Source organism: Paraburkholderia sp. 32 (genome assembly GCF_050435345.1).
GTDB lineage: Bacteria > Pseudomonadota > Gammaproteobacteria > Burkholderiales > Burkholderiaceae > Paraburkholderia > Paraburkholderia tuberum.
Genome location: NZ_JBNDKD010000001.1, coordinates 1,724,986 through 1,743,541, shown reverse-complemented (window position 1 = coordinate 1,743,541; position 18,556 = coordinate 1,724,986). Strand labels below are relative to the sequence as shown.

Sequence of the window (18,556 nt, the reverse complement as noted above, 5' to 3'; positions counted from 1 at the left end):
AAAAAATCGGGCCGTCAACATATCTTCTGGCGCGTGCTATTCGCCGACGAAACCAGTCTTTCGAGAATATCGATGCCGCCTTTGCTCATCAACGTATTGACGAGATCTTCATGTTCGAAGATAAACGCCTCGCGTTTGTCAATGAATGAGAAAAATCCTTCAGCAAGCAGAACGCCTGCACGCTCAATCGCTCGCAGATTGTCGGGGACAGCTTCATTTGGGAAGAACGCCGCGCACGCTGATATCCCCAGTGCACACAGCCCTGTTGAAGCCGTGCCCCAGTGCCACTGCCATATCCCCTTCATCGGCCAAAAGTCCTCACTCTCCTCTAATAGCCTGCGCTGCCATTCGGTGCGTTCTAACATCCACTGCGGCGGAAGCAAATTCCGTCCCTCGCCGACCTCCACCACGTGAGTGCGGCCATTGCCGAAGAGCCTTGTGGGCACGTTGCGAAAATACTCCATCGCCATGGCCCGTACATTTGCGTGACGAAGGTCGTCCGACATTAACTGATCCATCTCTTCCTGCGACGCACCTGAAGCGATAGCCCACATCGCATGCCCAAAAGGGAGGCCCCTAACATGCATTTCCGAAACGTCGAGCGGCACACGCCCCCTCAGTGGCTCGGGCAATTTCGAAAGGCATTCGCGGTCGAGTATGACTGGGATGACGCGCACGTCTTCCGATGCCACAATCCTGGTCAATTCGCCTAGTTCCCGATAAACACCCGAATCGACTGTCGATGCGGCGGCGAGATACTCCTCATCGCATACACAAAATATGTCGATTGGCCGCTTTCGCAAGGCTTTCGCTACGGCCTCGTCAGCAGACTCGCCATGCGAGATGCTACGACGATCCCAGAACACCGAAAAATCTGGTGAAAGCGCGTTCAGAATTCCGCTTCGCACCGCGTCGCTTGTGTCAAGCGTTCCGCCCCAAGCGTACGAGATGAATACAGCCTTTTTGTCGTCCATGATCGTTCAGTAAAGACTGTCGACTAAGCGGTTCGAAGTCGCCAGGTTTCCTAAGCGCGGCCCCTTTTTGACATCGCGCCCTGCGTGGGGCCCTGACTCCAACGCTCTCATACCCCAACGCAGCGGCGCGACCCGTATCGATAACTACTTCACCCAATTCGCGAAGGAGTTGTATCCATCGTTGTCCGACCAGCAGTAGGTCTTGTATCCGATGTCCGAGAGCTTCATCGCTTTACCCCAGCGCTCCCGCGACGCGACGTTCTTCAGCTTGTAGGCTCCCATCTCAGAGAATGCCATCCATTTTCCGTTCTTGAATTCCATCGGCTCGACAGACGTACCGTCGGAACTGTACTTAAGCGCCACGTACTCAAATGGGTTCGGACCGTTCGCTTTGACCTTCCCGTCTTTTCCTTTGATCTTGTTGATATGCACACCGAAGACGTGATTACCACGGCGGATGCTGTAGAGGATTTCGTAACGGACCCACGGGCGTGCATATGTGTCCGAGCCGATCAGAACACACGTGTTCGACGTGTTCTCAAGACCGATCTTGATCAACTTCTTGAGTTCGTCCGAGCCTTTCTTCTTGCTCTCCTCCCAGATCGACGCATCAAAGAAGCCAGCATCCTCGCGGTCTTTTGTGACCCAATGGCTACGTACGACATTCGCACGGAAGTCAATTACGTCTTGATAGTGAAAGCTGAAAAAAACCCTCTTTGCCATGGCAAATCCCCGAAAATAAAACAACATACTTCCATGCCGGCTTCGTCAACCGCCTAGTCTTTTCGGCGGTCCGCGAGGCCGGCACTCCACATGGTCAACGTGGCCTGGTGGCGTGCATTGCTTGGATACACTCCACTTCAAATCTCAGCGGGCGACGTAAGCCCTCAACAACAAGACTATCGGTCGTCCTTTCGAATCTGCTCGATGACCTTCATGATCGCCTCCGTCAACTTCTCCGGACTCCGGTCGGCCGACGGACCAATCGCTGAAAAGAGGTTCTTGAGGGCCTCGGTAGCATCCGGATAGTAGGTCTCGAAGTTCTCGTTGACATGTGTCCACAACTCTTCGGCAACATAGCCAGTGGCCCCGACGGGGACAACCCTCAATCCCTTTTCGACCGCCAGCTCAAACTCCTTCTCGACACCGTCAGCCCGATCGATGCGCTTGTCCTCCTGCTTGTTACCAAACAGGAAAACCGCGATGCCGCTCATCTTGACCATCTGCTTTCGATAGGCTCGGTAGATCTTCTCGCGCTCCCGCCTGCCCTCGATTGCAATCGGAAACGGTCTGGCGATCAGTTGCGACTGTCGATACCTTAGACGCTCCCGCAAGATAGGCTCCAACGCGCCCGCAATCACGCTCGGCCCTACCCCACGACCAAACCCCGTAACTACTGAGTAGTGTCTCTCGATCAACGAACGGCTCAGGCTCGCTACGAACTTGTGCGCATCCGCATTTCCCCATTTTTTGAATTCATCAGCACTTCCCGAGATGAAAACTGTTCGCTGCCTATATTCGCGTTCTATCGCTTTGAGGATCAGCGTGATGTCCTCGTACTCGTCCACAAGGAGCGTATGGACTCCGATTCGCGACAAGTCTTTAACCAAAAACGACTGTTGATGCTTGCGATACTCGAAGCTCTCCTCCTGCTCGCTCTCGTTCCTCCTTTCGCGACGCATGATGCAATAGTGCTGCTTCGGGGCGTTATGCAACATCACGCGCACTCGACTCATCACGTAGTCGATGTTGGGGTCGCTGAAACTGAATCCAAGGAACAGGAACGTCTTAGAAGTAAGGTGCCCGCTCAGTGTAGTGACGAACGGTTCGTGCTTACGGAAATACCCTTCGTAGTCGTCCTTTGTCAGGACGGCGTCATCGGGATGGTCGACGTCTCCGTGCATCTTATAGAGTACGACGTCCCGATTCGGCGCCGTGGTCTTGAGTTGCGCGACGTCATACTTGACGTCAACGATCTTCCCTGCGCTTCTGAGCGCAGTCTCGATCAACTTGTCGTAATTCGTCGTCCAGTAGGCGGAAATCGGCAGGCGTGCCAGGATTCTGTGATTTTTGGAAGGTGCGCGGATATCGCTGAACTCGGCGACGATGCGACGGCTCAGTTCCGTCCTGTTCCTTCTTTCGTTGAAGTGATACTGCGCGAGCGCGACGAGGTTTGTCTCTCTATCCACGTCCAGGTTCAGGCCTTCAGCGATTCCGCGAAGCAACTCCTTCCAGTTCACGTAGCCAAGAGACGCGGACAAACCCGCACCGGCAAATATCGCCGCGTTGTCGTTGATGAGTTCCTCGACATACGATTGAACAAACGCCCTGATTTCTTTGGAAAACTTTCTGCTTCCGCTCATGCTCTTCTATCTCGCACTAACTTTGTTCTTGGTACCCACAAGTGCCATTGCCAAGCATCCTGCCTGAGTCACTTTCCCGGCTTGAGCCGATACAGGACGTCCAGGGCGTGCATGTCGCCCGCCACGCTCTTCGCTACTTCCCACTGCAGCAGTTCGGTGCTGCCCAGTGGCGTCAAGTGATCCAATTGTTTGTCAACCTCATAGAGAAACGGCGGTGCACTGTCGGCGCGTTTCTCCAGTGTCGAATCTTCTGTAAGGGCCGCCTTGAGCACGACGCGCCGAGGTGCCCTTTTACGAATCAGCTGGCTCGTTACCAGTTCGGCGTAGATCCACGGTGAACCTGTGCGATTTCCTTCATGGCCCTTGATCGCACTCTCGACGACAATTGACTGCGGCGTATTCAGGAAAATAACGCACTCCGCGCGATCAATCATCGTGGAGAGTGCCGTAGACAGCATCATGTGCACATGGCTCGTCGAACGGTTACGCGACTCGTAGTCGTACATATCCCCTTTCGCGTTCAAGCAAAATTCGTTGTCGATTTCACGCAAAAGATCGTCGGCATGTCCCCACACAGAAGAATCAACAAACGAACTGAGTCCATACTTCTCCCGCATCCACCCCGACATCGAAAGAGCAAGATCGCGGTCGGCGTGCGAGTGGGAAATGAAAACGTCCGCCGAAACCTCACCGAACCAGTCATTTTGAATGGCTGTTGCGTCGATCACTCCATCCTTGAGATAGGCGGTCATCTTCTTCCTGAGTTCGCCCTCGTTGTTCTCATGGTATCGACGCCCTATTGCTTCGTATTGCGCATACAGACTCTTGTTCTCTATCTTCAGATTAAATCCCCGGTACATCCGGATCTCCTATTTGTCTTCTGCTTGTGCCCTGTCGCGCACGAACTCCAGTAATCCCAGCTGTCGACATCACAAGTTCGTCGCGGTATCGCTAAAAAAATCTCAAGTGTTCTATGGGCCGTGGTCGGTAGAAGTCCCCACCGCGTTGCCGCCAGCTTGCGAACGACAACGAACTGGGATATTCAAGCAGCCCAAAGCCGTGCGAGTTCCTCGCGGCCGGTCGGACAATTTCCATGACACCGTCGCCGCTCAGCCTGACGTATGGATATAGTCCTACGAACTCGCGGCCGTAGTAGTAGTCTTTGCTCTCGTTCGCCAGCGGCAGGATGGCCACATACCCCTTCGCCGCATCGAACCATCCCAACTCCCAGCACATCCAGCGCGACTGTTCAGCACCTTCGGAATCGATGAAGAGCATCGTGTCGCTGCGCTCCATCGAAGTTCGGACCAGCTCCGCATTTGCGGGCGTGACAGGAGAGCCATCCACTTTCGGCATCTCGATCCAATCGCAGAACACTTTGTATCCGAGAGACGTCAGATACGCATACACCCCCAGTACAATCTCGGCATCGCGCTTCGTTTGAGAGAGGAATATGTCGTAGCGAGGTCGGTCCTGCCTCCCTACGTGTTCAAGACAGCGCTCGGCGGACAGGCCTTTACGCATCATGAAATCACGCGCCTTGTCACGGACCAGGCGCTCAGTCAACAGCGGCATGTGAGGTAACTATTTGATGTGTTCTTATTTGTTCCGCTCAATACAAGCGGTCGGCTACTGACTCAGGTTGCAGGCCTGGTCTCTCGTATCTGCGCTCTTTCACGGAAATCTGGAGATGCCGGTGAAACAGCGAAACATAGTCGAAGTCTTGATGCAGATCTTCGCTGAGCCCTGGCAACTCCTTCGCAACGTTGAGGACTGCACCGCCGGTTGTCGCCACCGGAATCATCTGGACTAAGGGTTGCACCTGCTGGAGCAGATGAAATTCATCGACGATGCCACCCATTCCGCCGATGAAGACGGCTGCATCAAACTGGTTTTCGCCAAAAATGCGCTCGCGCATATGCAACAGACTCCGATTCCGGTCACCCTCGATGTCTTCCGTATAAACGACGTTGCTAAAGCGCTCGTTATCTTCAGGATATTCATCCCTAAAGTGGCTCGATTGATACAGTCGAACCCATGCGGCGTAGTCGACTCCGAGGCTCTCAGCAACAACCCAAATCATGGGCGTAATCGCAGGCTGGCCGCCCCAGATGAGCAGACGTCGGCCGAGCGTCACATGAACGAGAGCAGATACCGCTGCCGTAATAGCGACGGTGTCTGCGGTCGCCGCGAATTCGGGCCCACGGCGCGGGTCGGGTACGCCCGCTGAAAGAAAAATCGCGCCGTTCATTCTTGCCCCTCCCACTCCGGAAGCTTAAATCCAGCTTCAGCTGCCGAGACTGCCCTGACCGAGGCGATGTTCTCGTCGAGCCACTCGAGATGGGCTCGCCACGGCTTGCTGATGCCTACATGATCGTATACGAGCATCGGGGTCGCATCCTGATGCGCCTCGCGAGCTTTAGTGGCTACATCGTTGAGCAGTTCAGCGGTGGGGATACCGACTACAGGATAGGCCCATATCGTCCGCCCATCTTCAAGCCGAATTGAAATCGCACGGTGGGCGCCAATCCCGGTGATTTCCGCTCCGACGCGCTCGACCTCTACGCGGAGCTTCCCGGTGATCGACATGTAGCGTGAGGCGATACTCCGGCTCCGAAGGCTTTCAACCGCGCTCAGGATAGCTTCCACCGCCGCCTCGGTTATAGGGCCGTCGGCACCATTCAGGTCAGCTGCATCGAGGTAAATAGTCTCGGCAAGATCCATGGCCTTATGAGACGTATGATCCGGCCAGACGACGCGAAGCACGTGAATTTCCTTGGCTCGGGCACGGCCGAGCTCTTGCCGCGTCCACTTCCGCTCAAAGTAGGTCGGCGTGTCAAGCATAACCATGACATCGGAATCGCACAGCCGGTGCCAAAGCACCTCTTGGAAAGGCTCACCTGGCCGTACGTCGTGCGTATCCAGGAAAACATCGAAGCCTCGACCGCTTAGCAGATCATGCAGCTGCATCGCCGCAGCGCGGGCCTCAACCCTACGGTAGCTCACGAACACACGTCTTTGCCGACGCAACAGACCCACACACTCTAGCATTGCAGCGGCGACTTCCTCCAAAGCCCTGTCGCCGGCGCGAAGGCGAAAGGCGTTGGCGTGGCGCAGAATGTCGGGGATACAGCTACTAAAGTCGTCATGCTCGCCGATGACCGGGATTACCGGCGCGCTCGCTCGCACAAGCTCCTGCGCGATCTCCCGTTCGGGTTGACCAGACGCCCCGAAGTATGCACTGACGAACGCCGAGTGACGGTTTCGCTCCCTTACGTCTACACCACAGCGGATCATGACATCGCGCCCGACCTCGAGACCAAACTCGCCCACAAGCTCCGTGAGTGTCGCGCTCAGCGCGTCGCGCTGTGCTGCACTAGCGTTGCCGACAATGCCAATTTCGTAGATGCTCACGTTCCCACTCCGATTTCTTCTGGTGACCGCATGCCTTAATACGACGAGCGAGTTCTCACTGCCTCGTCAACCCACGTTTCGAGGTTGCTGGCGATAGTGGCATACACGCCCTTGCTGTAGAAGCCCGAGGGAGTATAGAGTCGAACGACGTTCGAGAGGGGTCGACCGTTTAGAGTCAAAGAATCGAATGGATTGGCACCGACGGCCGACGTCCGTCCGCTGCTATCTTCAAGGCCGTTGATTCGAACCCCCATGATCCCCACCCCCTTGTTCCACGCAGTCTCGATCTCAAATCTGACCCACGGCCGTCTAGCCGTTTGTGCCCCAACGAGAACAATTGCGCACTTGCGACCTACCATCTGGGCACGGATCCAGTTGGCGATAGAGTCGTCACCGCCCCGCTTAACCTGCTCCCAGTCGTTGCCGGACACAGGCTGGTTACCCTCCAGCGCCCCGATCTGACGGACCATCGACGCACGCCAGCTATCCTCGGCAAAGTGAAAGCTGAAGAAGACCTTCATTCTCGTTACCCATCCCCGGAGCAGCGGTCCCCGCCTGCCGATTGATCAACGCTGAGTCTTCCCCCGGGGGGCGTACAACATCCGTGACCGGTTTGACTGAACCCCGGCTCCCCGCGCGGCGTGAATCGCTATTACGCCTGATCGCGCTTGCGTGCAGGCGGACATTGGCCACCGGGCAGATACCGCCTCCCGCTGAGCACATCTGTGAAAAGGTAAAAATGATATTCCGATTTGGCAGACAAAAGCGGAATTACCAACGAAGTTGCCGAAATATTCTTTTGCCTCCTGCGAACCGAGTGGCTAATGTCTCAAATTTTCCGACAATCATTGCACCCATTGTTGATGAACTCGACGTCCCAGCATCAGTCGGCGGCGAAGACAGTCGCAAATATGCAATTCGCATTTAAGCAACTGCAACCGGGGTCTGCCATGAGACTATTGAAAGCATCGCGAGACATGCGACGCTTGACGGCCGAGGGCGTGTGAAAACGCGAATCCACTCGGTTTTCGGGTGTCGCTTTACCCTTCCCAAGGCGCCACGAAGCCAATACCACGCGATCTGGAGGGTCGAGATTTTCAAACACTGCATTCGGCAGGCGTTTTCACACGCCCTCGGCCGCGAACGAACACTTCGCTCGTTCGGCATGTAGTTGTCCAGCCCACCAAGGGTAATCCAACAGGGCCCAGAGGTAGGCCTCGCATTGAAGCCCGGATCAGATCCTCACGCTTCCGACTTTATGCGTAACCACGCTCCTGGAAACACGTTGACTGGAATTCACCAAACGCCTACAGGGGCGCCGGCATCAGCAGACTCAGCATCCGTGACAAATGCCCCCTGTTGAATCTGGCGATGAGACCCTACGACACCTCCGCCTGACACCGACCGGAGGAGCGACATCCGCCGGGATCGATGCGCTGATGCTCTATCAGGCACAACCTGCAGCGCTGGTCCTGGACTTTGCGTCGCGACTCGCCGTTCGGACGTAAGCGCGTCTCTATCCTTGCAATTATCCACACCGACCGTCGTATACTTCATTTGGACCCTCCGGTTTTGCCTGTGAAGACCATCAATGATCTTCCATCTTGGCACTCTGATGCCGTCGGCCCGTGAGGGTCCGCCTCCTTCGACGCGTCCCGCTCGGTGGGTGGGGGCGTTCATTCCATTTGTCGCCCTCCAGCGTACATCCCGGCACGCGGGATACTGGATGAGTCAGGTCATCCGCAAGCGTATCGAGGAGCATTTTGGCTGGGGCAAGACGGTCGGTCGGATCCGGCAGACGGTGTATCGCGGTATCAAGCGGGTCGACCAGCACTTCAAGCTGACAATGGTCGCGAGCAATCTCACGCGCATGGCGCGAATAATGGACGCAGTGCATACCGGAGCGGTGCAATGAGCCGCCGATGCGCGCGGTCCGCGAGACCTGGCATTCCCGCGCAGGCGTGTTGCCTGCGCAAACTGATCGGCGTATCCGGATTTCAGTTGGAAATTGCACGCGAAACACTCCCGATCATCGCTTCGGTCCTCATGACGAGGTGCCTTTCAACAACCTGCTAGACCGGGACTGAACCGCGAACGCGATCGCGGCTCGAAAAAAACATCTAGTTGGCTAGCCCCGCGTTGGAGCGGGCAAGTCGCGGGAAATTGCGGTAATGAGCGCTATGCTCCTCATTGTGCGTTGGCATTCCTTGCTTGGTCAGCACGCCACGCGGTCTGGCGTAACTCGAAATCTCGCGCTTCGGGAATTCATGCCACGCGATGTTGAATGCACCCAGCTTTGGGAAAAACTGCAGTTCGCTATAAGGGAACTGATCGTGAATCCACCACGCCATCGCCTGCCAGCTACCGCCGGTTTCGATGTAGTCGACCAGCCAAGGAATCGCAATCGTCGCCATTGCCCCAATGCCGCCGTCTGAGCTGCGCTGGTCCCATATATGGCGCGCCCGATTTCGCTCGTTAGACGCACAGTTATAGCCATGTGCGTTGCCGAATGAATTCACTTCCGGTGAGCGATACGCCGATCGAATCGCGAGTCGCCCGAACGTCGCCTGAAGTGGCTCGAGCAACTGTCCACACAATTGCTTTCCCGCTGCGATCGCAAGGTCGGGATCATCGGGCAGGTTTTGAAGCCCATGCACATTCGCGATTTCACTGTAGAGAAAGTCACGCATGAAGAAGGTTTCTGAAAGTCTGACGCGCCCCAAATTTTCTGCCCCTTTTACGGATATTGGCTTGCGCATAACAACCCTCCTCGAAAGACATCTTAGCTTTACATAGTTACATGGACTCGCCGTTGCGCCTTCTCGAATAGGAAAGGGCAGAGGCCATTGTGTACTTGCACACTTTTTTGTAACACTCCCCCGTGTCGATAGTCGTCGAACCTCCCGCAGGATGAAGAAAGCCCGACAGCCCGACAGAACACAAGCAGCCTGTGCAGCCCTCCTTACCCCATTCAACGCCTAGCATGGCTACGCACGCCATACTGTATAAAAACACAGGTATAATGAAGATACGTTCTGATGACCCTATTTCTATCTGCAAGGCAAGCCAAAGGAAGGACGGTCTGAATGCTGTCTCAGCAAGATCTTTTCGAACCAGCGCCCGTATCTCTCGTTACAGACATCGGGGGCGGCATCCGCTATCTACCGAATGCAATCAGCACGCAACGCGCAGAAGACTTGTTCAACTGGTTACTCCAGAATGCAAGTTGGAGAGGTCATCGCCGCATGATGTACGAACGCGACGTCGCAGTGCCTCGATTGAGTGCAGATTATGCCGATGATGGATCATGCCGTCTGGCAAAGCCTTTGGGCGACGCGTTCGCGATCGTTCGTGAATTAGTGGCCGCGCCCTTTAACATTGTGGGCTTGAACCTCTACAGAGACGAGAATGACAGCGTGGCTCCGCATAGTGACAAAGTGGTGCAGCTTGTGCATGGGCAGCCAATCGCGATCCTTTCTCTGGGCGCTACTCGCCGTATGTCAGTGCGTGACAAGACTGGGTCAACCCGTGTACGTCACGTTGAGCTCGAAGCCGCGAGCCTTCTTGTAATGAGTTACGAATCCCAGTTGACTCACGAACACGGCATTCCCAAGCTCTCCGGCACATGCGGGCCTCGCATCAGCCTCGCGTTTCGTTGCTATAAATCTGAATAGCTAACCGTCCCCCTCGCGACGAGCACACGTAAGCAATACTTTTGGGTTGTCTACCAGTTGACGGCGAACCCCCGGGGATTTGGGGGACAGGATTCCGTTTTGCCGTTCATACCTGAGGCCTCGCCCTCCTGTTCGATCTCAGCACGATAGCGCGCGAATTACAATCTCGATACGTCCAGCGCCAAACAGCAAGAATCAAGGACGCGGGGCTTTCTCGAGTCATCGCCTAACGTGCGCGTGCTATGCCAAGCACGGAGGTCGCATCGCCGACCACATTCCAGAGAGGCACGCGTGAACGATTCAAGCCTCCCGACAGCCGGCATCGACTTTTGGTCCCTACTGCCGGAATTCCACTAGCTTGCCGCACAAACAATCTATTCCTCTGAGGCTCATTGAACGACGCCTCATCAACCCGCAACGGCTTTCAGTGCCACCGAGCGCAGCGCACCACGAGCACTCGTGCGTGCCTGCACTCCTGACCAACGTCGCGCATAGAACCCTTTAATGTCAGACGTATGAAAGTCATCCAGAAGTGCGCGGGCCCACGCACGAGCAAAAACGAATAGTGGCCTGCAATACCTTCGTCCAATTGCTCTACCCAGCTAGAGCAGTGTCAAATGGCTTATCCGGTCTCCCGCCGAGGTGAGCTTGAACGGCACGACGAATACTGTCCGATTCGAGATCCGTCTCTCGGATCATCCTGCGCTGAACAACGCCCCACCTCCTCTCCGCGAAGTCCGAAAAAAGCCCTTGACAATTTAGTGAAGTAGACTTAACTTATTCGTTTAGTGAAGTGTACTTCACTAAATCGTGGCGACGCAGAGCACCGTTTCATGGACGGTCGCCGGGCGGTGAGGTACGGCAGGCTCGACTAGAGCGAGTAGATGCGGAGACGGGTGTTTTAGATGCTGACGAAGAACCGCAGAAGTACCTGGCTGGCCCCTGTCATAGCTATTCGTTAGCAATCGTTTGTCAGTAAAAAAGAATAGCAATTTGAACTAGTTGCAGGGTTGCCTCAGTTCGTTTCACTACGCAATTCGGAACTTTAACGTCTGGCGATATTTGAGGAGTTTAGAAATGTTCACGTTCACGCACCGCAATCCGGAGATGCAACTCGAGAAAGGTCACACCGCGTTGGTCTTGACCGACATACAAAACGAATTTCTGAGTGAGGACGGCAGCTACTATCCGATGATCGAACACAGCCTGAAAGCAAACAAGGTCCACGATCATTTGGAGGAGCTCATGCTCGCCGCGAAGGAGGCTGATATCTTCGTCATTCATTCGCCTCACTACTACTATCCGACTGACCGTCAGTGGGTCGCTCCGGGCGGCGCAATTTCACATTATCTCGCCACTGAAATTAGCTTCGTCGGACGCAAGGATCCTGTCGATCTCGAAGGTTTTGTCGGCTCGGGCGCCGATTATCCCGAGCGCTACAAGAAGTATCTTCGGGACGGACATACGGCTCATACCTCGCCTCATAAAGGCGCGTCGGCTCGCACGAACGATGTGATCAAGCAACTGCGGATGCGACACGTCGAAAAAGTGATTATGGCGGGGCCTGTTGCGAACATCTGCCTCGAAGGCCATATGCGCGACATCATCGAAGAAGGTATGGAGGTGGCGATGGTTCGAGATGCAGTGGCAGGTGGCCGAAACGAAGAAGGTGATGCCTATCTTGCCGCGATGGTTAATTACCGCTACATGGCCAATGCCCTTTGGACAACCGAAGAAGCCGTGAAGCGCATTAAGGCGCTTGCGGCTGCTTAAAACTGAACACGTCAACTTACTGGAGAAATTTCATCATGATGCTTAGCGGAAAGCGTGCCTTAGTCACGGGTGCGAGTCGTGGGATTGGTGCAGCCATTGCAAAGAAGCTGGCAGCCGAAGGTGCTAACGTAGTTATTACCTTCGAGAAGAGTGTAGAGAAAGCTAACGAAGTTGTGGAAGACATCCGATCGCGTGGCGGGAAGGCAACTGCAATTCAGGCTAACAGCGCTGACGCGAATGATGTAAAGCGCTCCGTTGCCGAGGCTCGAGAGTTCTTGGGTGGCATCGATATTTTGATCAACAACGCGGGCATCATTCGAGTCGGTCAGTTTGATCAGATGTCTCATGAAGACATCGACGCAATGCTCGACGTGAATGTTCGCGCACCCATCATCGCCAGCCAAACGGTTATCCCTCACCTTGGGAAAGGCGGTCGAATTATCACGATCGGGAGCTTCTTCGCAAACAATGTCGATTGGCCTGGTTTGACCGTCTACGCGACGACCAAATCTGCTCTCATCTCGTTTACCAAAGGGCTCGCCCGTGAGCTCGGTCCTCAAGGGATCACCGCCAATTTGGTCCAGCCAGGTGCGATCGACACTGACATGAACCCCGCAAACGGTGATTTTTCTTCGCTCACCAAGCCGTTGATTCCTAGCGGTGAGTACGGTACTGGCAATGATATAGCGAACGCTGTCGCATTTCTTGCCAGCGAAGGCGCCAGCTACATCAACGGAGCGTCGCTCACCGTCGATGGCGGCTTGACGGCATAAAGGCAACGCGCTGCCTATCCGCAGTGCAAAAGGTGCAGGCCACGTACCAGTGAGGCGATGATCGCCTGGTACGTGGCGCACCACCAATCACCAGACTCGGTCGGTGGTGATGGCAAGTCGAATTCGTTGACAGGATAGAAGAGCTTCTTCGATACGACGACAAAACGATCATCGGATGGCTATTGGGTCCCAATCCAAAGAGCAAAGCATGACCACCTCCCTAACGCATCATAGCGCAGATGCTGCGCAGAAATTCTCGTGGCTCGGCGTGATAGCCATCGCGTTGGGAGCCTTCTCCCTCGTGGTTACCGAGTTTCTCCCAATCGGACTACTCCCTGGGATTATCAAAGGCTTCGGTATTTCAGAGGGAACCGCCGGTTTAACGGTCACAGTGACGGCAGCTTTAGGTTTCGTTGCGGCGCCAGTGGCCGCGCTCTCCGTGGGACGGATTGATCGACGTGTCGTGCTTCTAGGCTTTACCCTTCTGGTATTAACCTCTGGAGTGGTGTCCGCCATAGCACCAAATTTTCCGATCCTGCTAGCCGCACGCGTACTTCTTGGTATCGGCGTCGGCGGATTTTGGGCGATCTCGATTACGGCTGCTGCGCGATTGGTACCGGAAAACGAGGTGCATAAAGCATCGTCCTTAGTCTTCTCCGGCATTTCGATCGCCTCCGTCGTAAGTATTCCGATGGGTTCGTACATCTCCACACACTATGATTGGCGGATCGCCTTTGTGGTCGCAAGTGTGTTAGCTGTGCTCGTGCTTGCCCTTCAGATCTTTGCATTGCCCCGTATTGATGTACAGCAAGAAGTAACAGTTAAAGATTTTTTTGGATTGCTACGATCACGCAAGATTGTCGCAATCTATTTCACTATTATTTTCATAGTCTCTGGTCAATTCTCGGGCTACACGTTTGTGACGCCTTATCTCCAGAAAATCATAAGATTCGACCCCAATACAATTAGCGCACTGCTCTTTGCTTATGGCGTCTTGGCAGTCATCGGTACATTTGTAGGTGGTGCACTTGCTGGTCGCGACTTGCACAAAACCGTCTATGGAAATGTCGTCTTGCTTCTTGGTTCGGTGATTGCGATAGCCACCTTCCCGCACCACTCAGTCATCGCGATTACTAGCTTGCTCCTGTGGGCATTGTCATGGGGTGTGGCGCCCGTTGGCACACAACTCTGGCTCTTCAGTGCGACACAGCATGCACCAGAGGCTGCGCAAAGTCTAAACACATCGATATTCCAGCTATCCATTACGCTTGGTTCGCTGGTTGGTGGTCTAGTTGTTGATCACGTCGGCCTTCACGCTTCAATGTGGTCGGGAGCTGCAATCTTCGCACTCGCCGTTGTCATGGTCATCGTTATCGGCAGGATGGATTCGGCAGAGTCGCAGGTACGTTGATGTTCTGGCCTTATGTCTGCATTTGACCCTCGTCGTTTGCGAGACGATCGGTTCGCTCGACGCTGCAGAATCAGCGGCCCGATCGAACGAAGGAGTACGACCAGTCGAACGGACTCACATCCGCACTGCCCGGGACAGCCCCCATAAGATGTCTGATGAAACTACTTGGTGCACGAATCAGCAGGCGGCAAGCGGATTAACTCAGGTCGGATTTTTTACGTTGTTCGGCCTCGAAATCTCAGACGCAGATATATCGACTGACGATAGTATGTTTTTGTTCTCTGCCCACAAGGATGATGCTCATGCGAGATAGCCCATCCAATGCCACTGCCTATTTAAACAATTCTCTTGATAAGCCAGATGGCGTGCGAATCGGGATAGGTGCGACATCTCCTTCGCCGGAGCTCGTGCAGATGGGTGCAAACGCTGGTTTCGATTACATCCTGATCGACACGGAACATGGGCCGATTTCAATCGAAACGGCTTACAGGATGATAACTGCGACAATAGGGACTTCTGCCGAGCTGTGGGTTCGCGTGTCATACAACGACCCAACTCAGTTCAAGTTAGCGCTTGACCCAGGCGCGAAGAACATCGTTGTACCTATGATAACGGGCAGCGAGGAAGCGAAGCGCGCCGTCTCGTACGCGAAGTACCCGCCGCAAGGCATAAGGGGATGGGGACCTTTTCGCACCCAATACCAGTCGCAAACCGATATGCTCGACTATGCAAAGCGCGCAAATTCCGAAACAGGCGTTATTGCGCTGATCGAGCACCCAGACGCAGTGCGTGACCTCGACGCTATTCTCGCAGTAGAAGGGCTTACTGGAGCGATTGCCGCTCCCTTTGTTGTCGGTCAACATGGGTTTTAGTGATGGGCCGGGTCACGATGAGGTCAAGCAGGCCATTCAAGTCATCACACAAAAGATTAAATCGAGGGGTTTCGAGCTAACACTATTTGCAGTAACACCGGCGCAGGCAGCGGAAGCTATGAGATTAGGGGCCAATAACCTATTTCTTGGCTTCGATTCGATGTATATAGACGCGTCGCTCCGACTGTTTATGTCGACTCTATCTAAATTGGGCAAGGACCAGTAGTCGAAGTACGCCCTGCGGCAAAACAAACCATACCTCGAATAGCAGCGGCTGTTACCCATACGCTGAACGGGATTGGAAGACGCAGGGCTTGACGAACGTCTCGTCCTGTTTTTGTAATCCGCCGGCTGAGTAGGCCACTTGGCGCTGACCAGCTCGCATGCGAGGAAATGGCATTCAGGACGATAGGTACTTCATAAGCTTTGTGCCTGGCCCAATGTACGAAGACGTGCTACAACGACACTACGAGCTGCGCGAAATGTTCAATGCGATAATTTGGATCGTGCGTGAGTGCACCAATCGATCCGCCAGCCTCTTGACAGACTTATCATGGCGGGTGGAGCGCGCATCTGCGAAAGAGTATCGTTGATACGATTGTCCGAACGCCATTGTCGCTGTCGGTAGCGCTGCAGCGTTGCTCGCTTGTTTCTTCCCACGCGTTCCAGCGATGGGCACGTGCGTTCGGTACCAAGACTATAGGTAGTGCGTCACGGCCACATGAGATGCATTTTCTGTGCGCAAACGCGATCCACACGGAAGAAGCCCATTCGGCAATCGCCTTGTCTGAATACGTTGCAGCGTCCGACAGCGCACCATAACGATTGCCATCGTGATTGCTTCGGGGGACGACGCTTATACCTGATCTACAGAATTCCCCAATTTCATCGTAGCCTTCGTGTTCTTTCGTTTCTTTTTAGGCAAACTTGCCAGATGGCCTTTTGCTACATCGAGAATGCGCTTCGCGAGTGCAGGATCATTGACGAGGCGTGAAATAGTTACAGCGCCAACTAACGCGGACATCGTAAAAATCGCGTCCGCTTCCGCCGTCGAGCTACCGTCTGTCTGCCCGACAGCTATCTCTATCAGCTCCTCCAAGCCGCTCGAGACACCCTGACGAGTCTGACTATCCGTGCGAGCGAGCTCGCTCCCCATCAGAATGACCGGACATCCTCCCATCTGATCGTCGCGAAATTCCGGCGAAAGATAATTCTCCAGAAACTTCACATATGCCTCGGGGCCATCCGCCATTGCTGCCTGCGCGGCCTCCACAAAGACGTCCATGCTGGTCGCGCTTGCTTCGGCTATCAACTCTTCTTTGGACGCAAAGTGCCTATAAAACGCGCTGTGTGTCAGACCCGCTGCCGTCATGATCTCTCCGACTCCAGTCGCGCCGATTCCCTGCTCTTTGAACATCTGGGATGCAATCTCGACAATTTGTTTGCGCGTCTCGGCTTTCTCTGCTCTCGACTTCCTCATGACCTGCCCCCTCCGGCCTACATTCCCGTCGACAAGCACGTAGTCTATCACGATTTAGCTAAGTAAACTAAACTAAATCGGCATCAGCCATGTTCGACTTGCGCCCTGGAGGTCTTCTTATCAGTGCCCGAAAGCTTCCGCTCATCTCAGAGAGTCAAGAAACCGTCGCGAGCTTCGGTGTAAGAGACTTGTCGTTCGTTGCAGAGCCGGACGATATGGCTTTGGAAAACATTGCGGCATTGATGGCGCGCAGCGAGCTTAAGGTTGAAGTTCCATGCGTGCTTCCTCTAGAAAGAGCACTAGCGGCGTGGGAATGGGCGCGCCGTAGGCAAAACCTGTCCTCAAGGTAAGCTAAAGCGTTCAGCGCAAGCAATGACGGCCGCTGCCACACCCATCGGTTATAGCATCGGCCCTGAAAGCCCGGGAAGCACGTCAGCGCTCTACGCTCCACGGAGCAGCTCGCAATTGAGGCTCGTAAGCCTAGCCAATGAACATCCCCGGCACCCACTAACCTAGTTCCGTGTGCCGCGCCCCCGTGCATTGCTGCCAATCACATTCAATCTGGCACGCGTCATCATGAGGTCAGCTTGTCGCGTTAGCGGCGGCCGCAGCGGCAGCGGCAGCGGCAGTCTTAGTAAAGATAGCGCGGCCCTGGCGATCCAGTTCGGCAAACTGTTCATCCGTCAATCGCACACTCGCGCCTGCAACGTTCTCGATGAGATGTTCAACGCTGCCTGTGCCCGGAATCGGCAGCATCACCTTCGAGCGCTTTAGCAGCCACGCGAGAGCAACCGCGCCAGTTGTTACGCCATGGTCCTTCGCGATCGTGCTGACGATGGAACCCGGCTTTGCGAGTTCGCCCGCAGCCAGCGGAAACCATGGAATAAATCCAATGCCATTCTTTTCGCAGAAGTCGAGAACTTCTTCGCTTTTTCTGTCGACCAAGTTGTACTGGTTCTGTACGGTTGCAACTTTGAAATACTTTTGCGCAGCCTCGATATCATCGACCGGGACTTCGCTCAGACCGACGTGCTTGATCAAGCCTTCACGTTGCATCGCTGCAACAGCATCGAATTGCTCATCGCGCGGCACTTTCGGGTCAACCCGGTGGAGTTGCCAAAGATCGAACTGATCGACCCCGAGGCGCCGCATACTCGTCAGGACGCACTGTCGCAAATATTCGGGTCGCCCGAGGGGCAACCAAATTTCTGGGCCATGCCGCGTAAGACCACCCTTTGTCGTTACCAGCAGATTCTTATACGGATATAGCGCTTCCTTGATGAGGTCCTCGCTGTCGTACGGCCCATAGGCGTCCGCAGTATCAATGAAGTTGACGCCAAGCTCGGGAAGACGCATAAGCGTCGCGATAGCCGCATCGTGATTCGCCGGGGGTCCCCAGATACCGGGCCCGGTGATACGCATGGCGCCATAGCCCAGCCGGTTAACGATCAAATCGCCGCCGATAGCGAAAGTACCGGAATCGGAAGCGGAAACAGCGACATTCTGTGACATGGACCTACCCCTTTTAGTGGACAAAGCGCGACGAATCGGCACCAACTACCTTGACGTGAAAGTCGCTACCTTCTGAATGCACCTACCTTATTCAAGAAAGTGAAGTGTCACGCAGCATGCTCACCTCTGGTGAAAAATCACCATCTCAAAACTCAGCGAACATCGCCCGTGCCAGACTTACGTCCATATTGTCGAATCAATCGGATAAACCTAACCCGCGCAATACCGGGTTGAAAAGCACCGCGCTTTCGTTGGTCAGTTGACATCCATCTGGGATCTACGTCGACTAGTTCGCTCGGAGTCAATTACG

16 protein-coding genes and 1 pseudogene are annotated in these 18,556 nt (G+C 54.7%); 6 read left to right on the top strand and 11 right to left on the bottom strand.

The window, feature by feature from the left end:
• Positions 1-14: 14 nt before the first annotated feature.
• From OKW26_RS08215 to OKW26_RS08180, 8 genes are all read right to left on the bottom strand, one after another.
• A complete protein-coding gene (locus tag OKW26_RS08215) occupies positions 15-974 on the bottom strand; it encodes a TIR domain-containing protein (RefSeq protein WP_429353243.1) in 960 nt (319 codons plus the stop codon).
• Positions 975-1,118: 144 nt separating this feature from the next.
• Positions 1,119-1,697, bottom strand: coding sequence for a TIR domain-containing protein (locus OKW26_RS08210; protein ID WP_429353242.1), 579 nt, complete (start codon positions 1,695-1,697; stop codon positions 1,119-1,121).
• Between the two features lie 176 nt (positions 1,698-1,873).
• The gene (locus OKW26_RS08205; protein ID WP_429353241.1) at positions 1,874-3,337 is read right to left on the bottom strand and encodes an SIR2 family protein; all 1,464 of its coding nucleotides are present in this window, start codon (positions 3,335-3,337) and stop codon (positions 1,874-1,876) included.
• A gap of 68 nt (positions 3,338-3,405) precedes the next feature.
• Positions 3,406-4,197 (bottom strand): hypothetical protein, encoded by a 792-nt coding sequence (locus tag OKW26_RS08200; protein ID WP_429353240.1) that lies wholly within the window; start codon positions 4,195-4,197, stop codon positions 3,406-3,408.
• Between the two features lie 91 nt (positions 4,198-4,288).
• Positions 4,289-4,912: a hypothetical protein gene (locus tag OKW26_RS08195; RefSeq protein ID WP_429353239.1), complete on the bottom strand. Its 624-nt coding sequence runs from the start codon at positions 4,910-4,912 to the stop codon at positions 4,289-4,291.
• Positions 4,913-4,949: 37 nt separating this feature from the next.
• Complete coding sequence (locus OKW26_RS08190) at positions 4,950-5,588, bottom strand: hypothetical protein (RefSeq protein WP_429353238.1); 639 nt, start codon at positions 5,586-5,588, stop codon at positions 4,950-4,952.
• The gene (locus OKW26_RS08185) at positions 5,585-6,751 is read right to left on the bottom strand and encodes a toll/interleukin-1 receptor domain-containing protein (protein WP_429353237.1); all 1,167 of its coding nucleotides are present in this window, start codon (positions 6,749-6,751) and stop codon (positions 5,585-5,587) included. Before OKW26_RS08185 ends, OKW26_RS08190 begins: the two co-directional genes overlap by 4 nt.
• A 35-nt stretch (positions 6,752-6,786) precedes the next feature.
• On the bottom strand, positions 6,787-7,272 hold the full coding sequence (locus tag OKW26_RS08180) for a TIR domain-containing protein (protein WP_429353236.1): 486 nt from the start codon (positions 7,270-7,272) through the stop codon (positions 6,787-6,789).
• A 1,178-nt stretch (positions 7,273-8,450) separates the two neighbouring features.
• Here OKW26_RS08180 and OKW26_RS08175 point away from each other — a divergent pair.
• A pseudogene (locus OKW26_RS08175) lies at positions 8,451-8,666 on the top strand (transposase); the annotation flags it as partial.
• Positions 8,667-8,871: 205 nt separating this feature from the next.
• Here the strand turns inward: OKW26_RS08175 and OKW26_RS08170 are convergent.
• Positions 8,872-9,510 (bottom strand): hypothetical protein, encoded by a 639-nt coding sequence (locus OKW26_RS08170; RefSeq protein ID WP_429353235.1) that lies wholly within the window; start codon positions 9,508-9,510, stop codon positions 8,872-8,874.
• Between the two features lie 327 nt (positions 9,511-9,837).
• On the opposite strand from OKW26_RS08170, the gene OKW26_RS08165 reads away from it, so the two are divergent.
• The 5 genes from OKW26_RS08165 to OKW26_RS08145 all read left to right on the top strand — a co-directional run bounded on the left by OKW26_RS08165 (position 9,838) and on the right by OKW26_RS08145 (position 15,254).
• On the top strand, positions 9,838-10,425 hold the full coding sequence (locus OKW26_RS08165) for an alpha-ketoglutarate-dependent dioxygenase AlkB family protein (protein ID WP_429353234.1): 588 nt from the start codon (positions 9,838-9,840) through the stop codon (positions 10,423-10,425).
• 1,077 nt (positions 10,426-11,502) lie between these two features.
• A complete protein-coding gene (locus OKW26_RS08160; protein ID WP_429353233.1) occupies positions 11,503-12,198 on the top strand; it encodes a cysteine hydrolase family protein in 696 nt (231 codons plus the stop codon).
• A 32-nt stretch (positions 12,199-12,230) separates the two neighbouring features.
• Positions 12,231-12,971 (top strand): 3-oxoacyl-ACP reductase family protein, encoded by a 741-nt coding sequence (locus OKW26_RS08155; RefSeq protein WP_429354195.1) that lies wholly within the window; start codon positions 12,231-12,233, stop codon positions 12,969-12,971.
• A 208-nt stretch (positions 12,972-13,179) separates the two neighbouring features.
• A complete protein-coding gene (locus tag OKW26_RS08150) occupies positions 13,180-14,382 on the top strand; it encodes an MFS transporter (protein WP_429353232.1) in 1,203 nt (400 codons plus the stop codon).
• A 302-nt stretch (positions 14,383-14,684) separates the two neighbouring features.
• Positions 14,685-15,254 carry an HpcH/HpaI aldolase family protein gene (locus OKW26_RS08145; protein WP_429353231.1) on the top strand — a complete coding sequence of 190 codons (570 nt, stop codon included), beginning with the start codon at positions 14,685-14,687 and terminating at the stop codon, positions 15,252-15,254.
• A gap of 856 nt (positions 15,255-16,110) precedes the next feature.
• On the opposite strand, the gene OKW26_RS08140 is transcribed toward OKW26_RS08145, so the two are convergent.
• Both OKW26_RS08140 and OKW26_RS08135 read right to left on the bottom strand, forming a co-directional pair.
• Positions 16,111-16,734: a TetR/AcrR family transcriptional regulator gene (locus OKW26_RS08140; protein ID WP_429353230.1), complete on the bottom strand. Its 624-nt coding sequence runs from the start codon at positions 16,732-16,734 to the stop codon at positions 16,111-16,113.
• A gap of 582 nt (positions 16,735-17,316) precedes the next feature.
• Positions 17,317-18,246, bottom strand: coding sequence for an aldo/keto reductase (locus OKW26_RS08135; protein WP_429353229.1), 930 nt, complete (start codon positions 18,244-18,246; stop codon positions 17,317-17,319).
• Between the last annotated feature and the right edge of the window lie 310 nt (positions 18,247-18,556).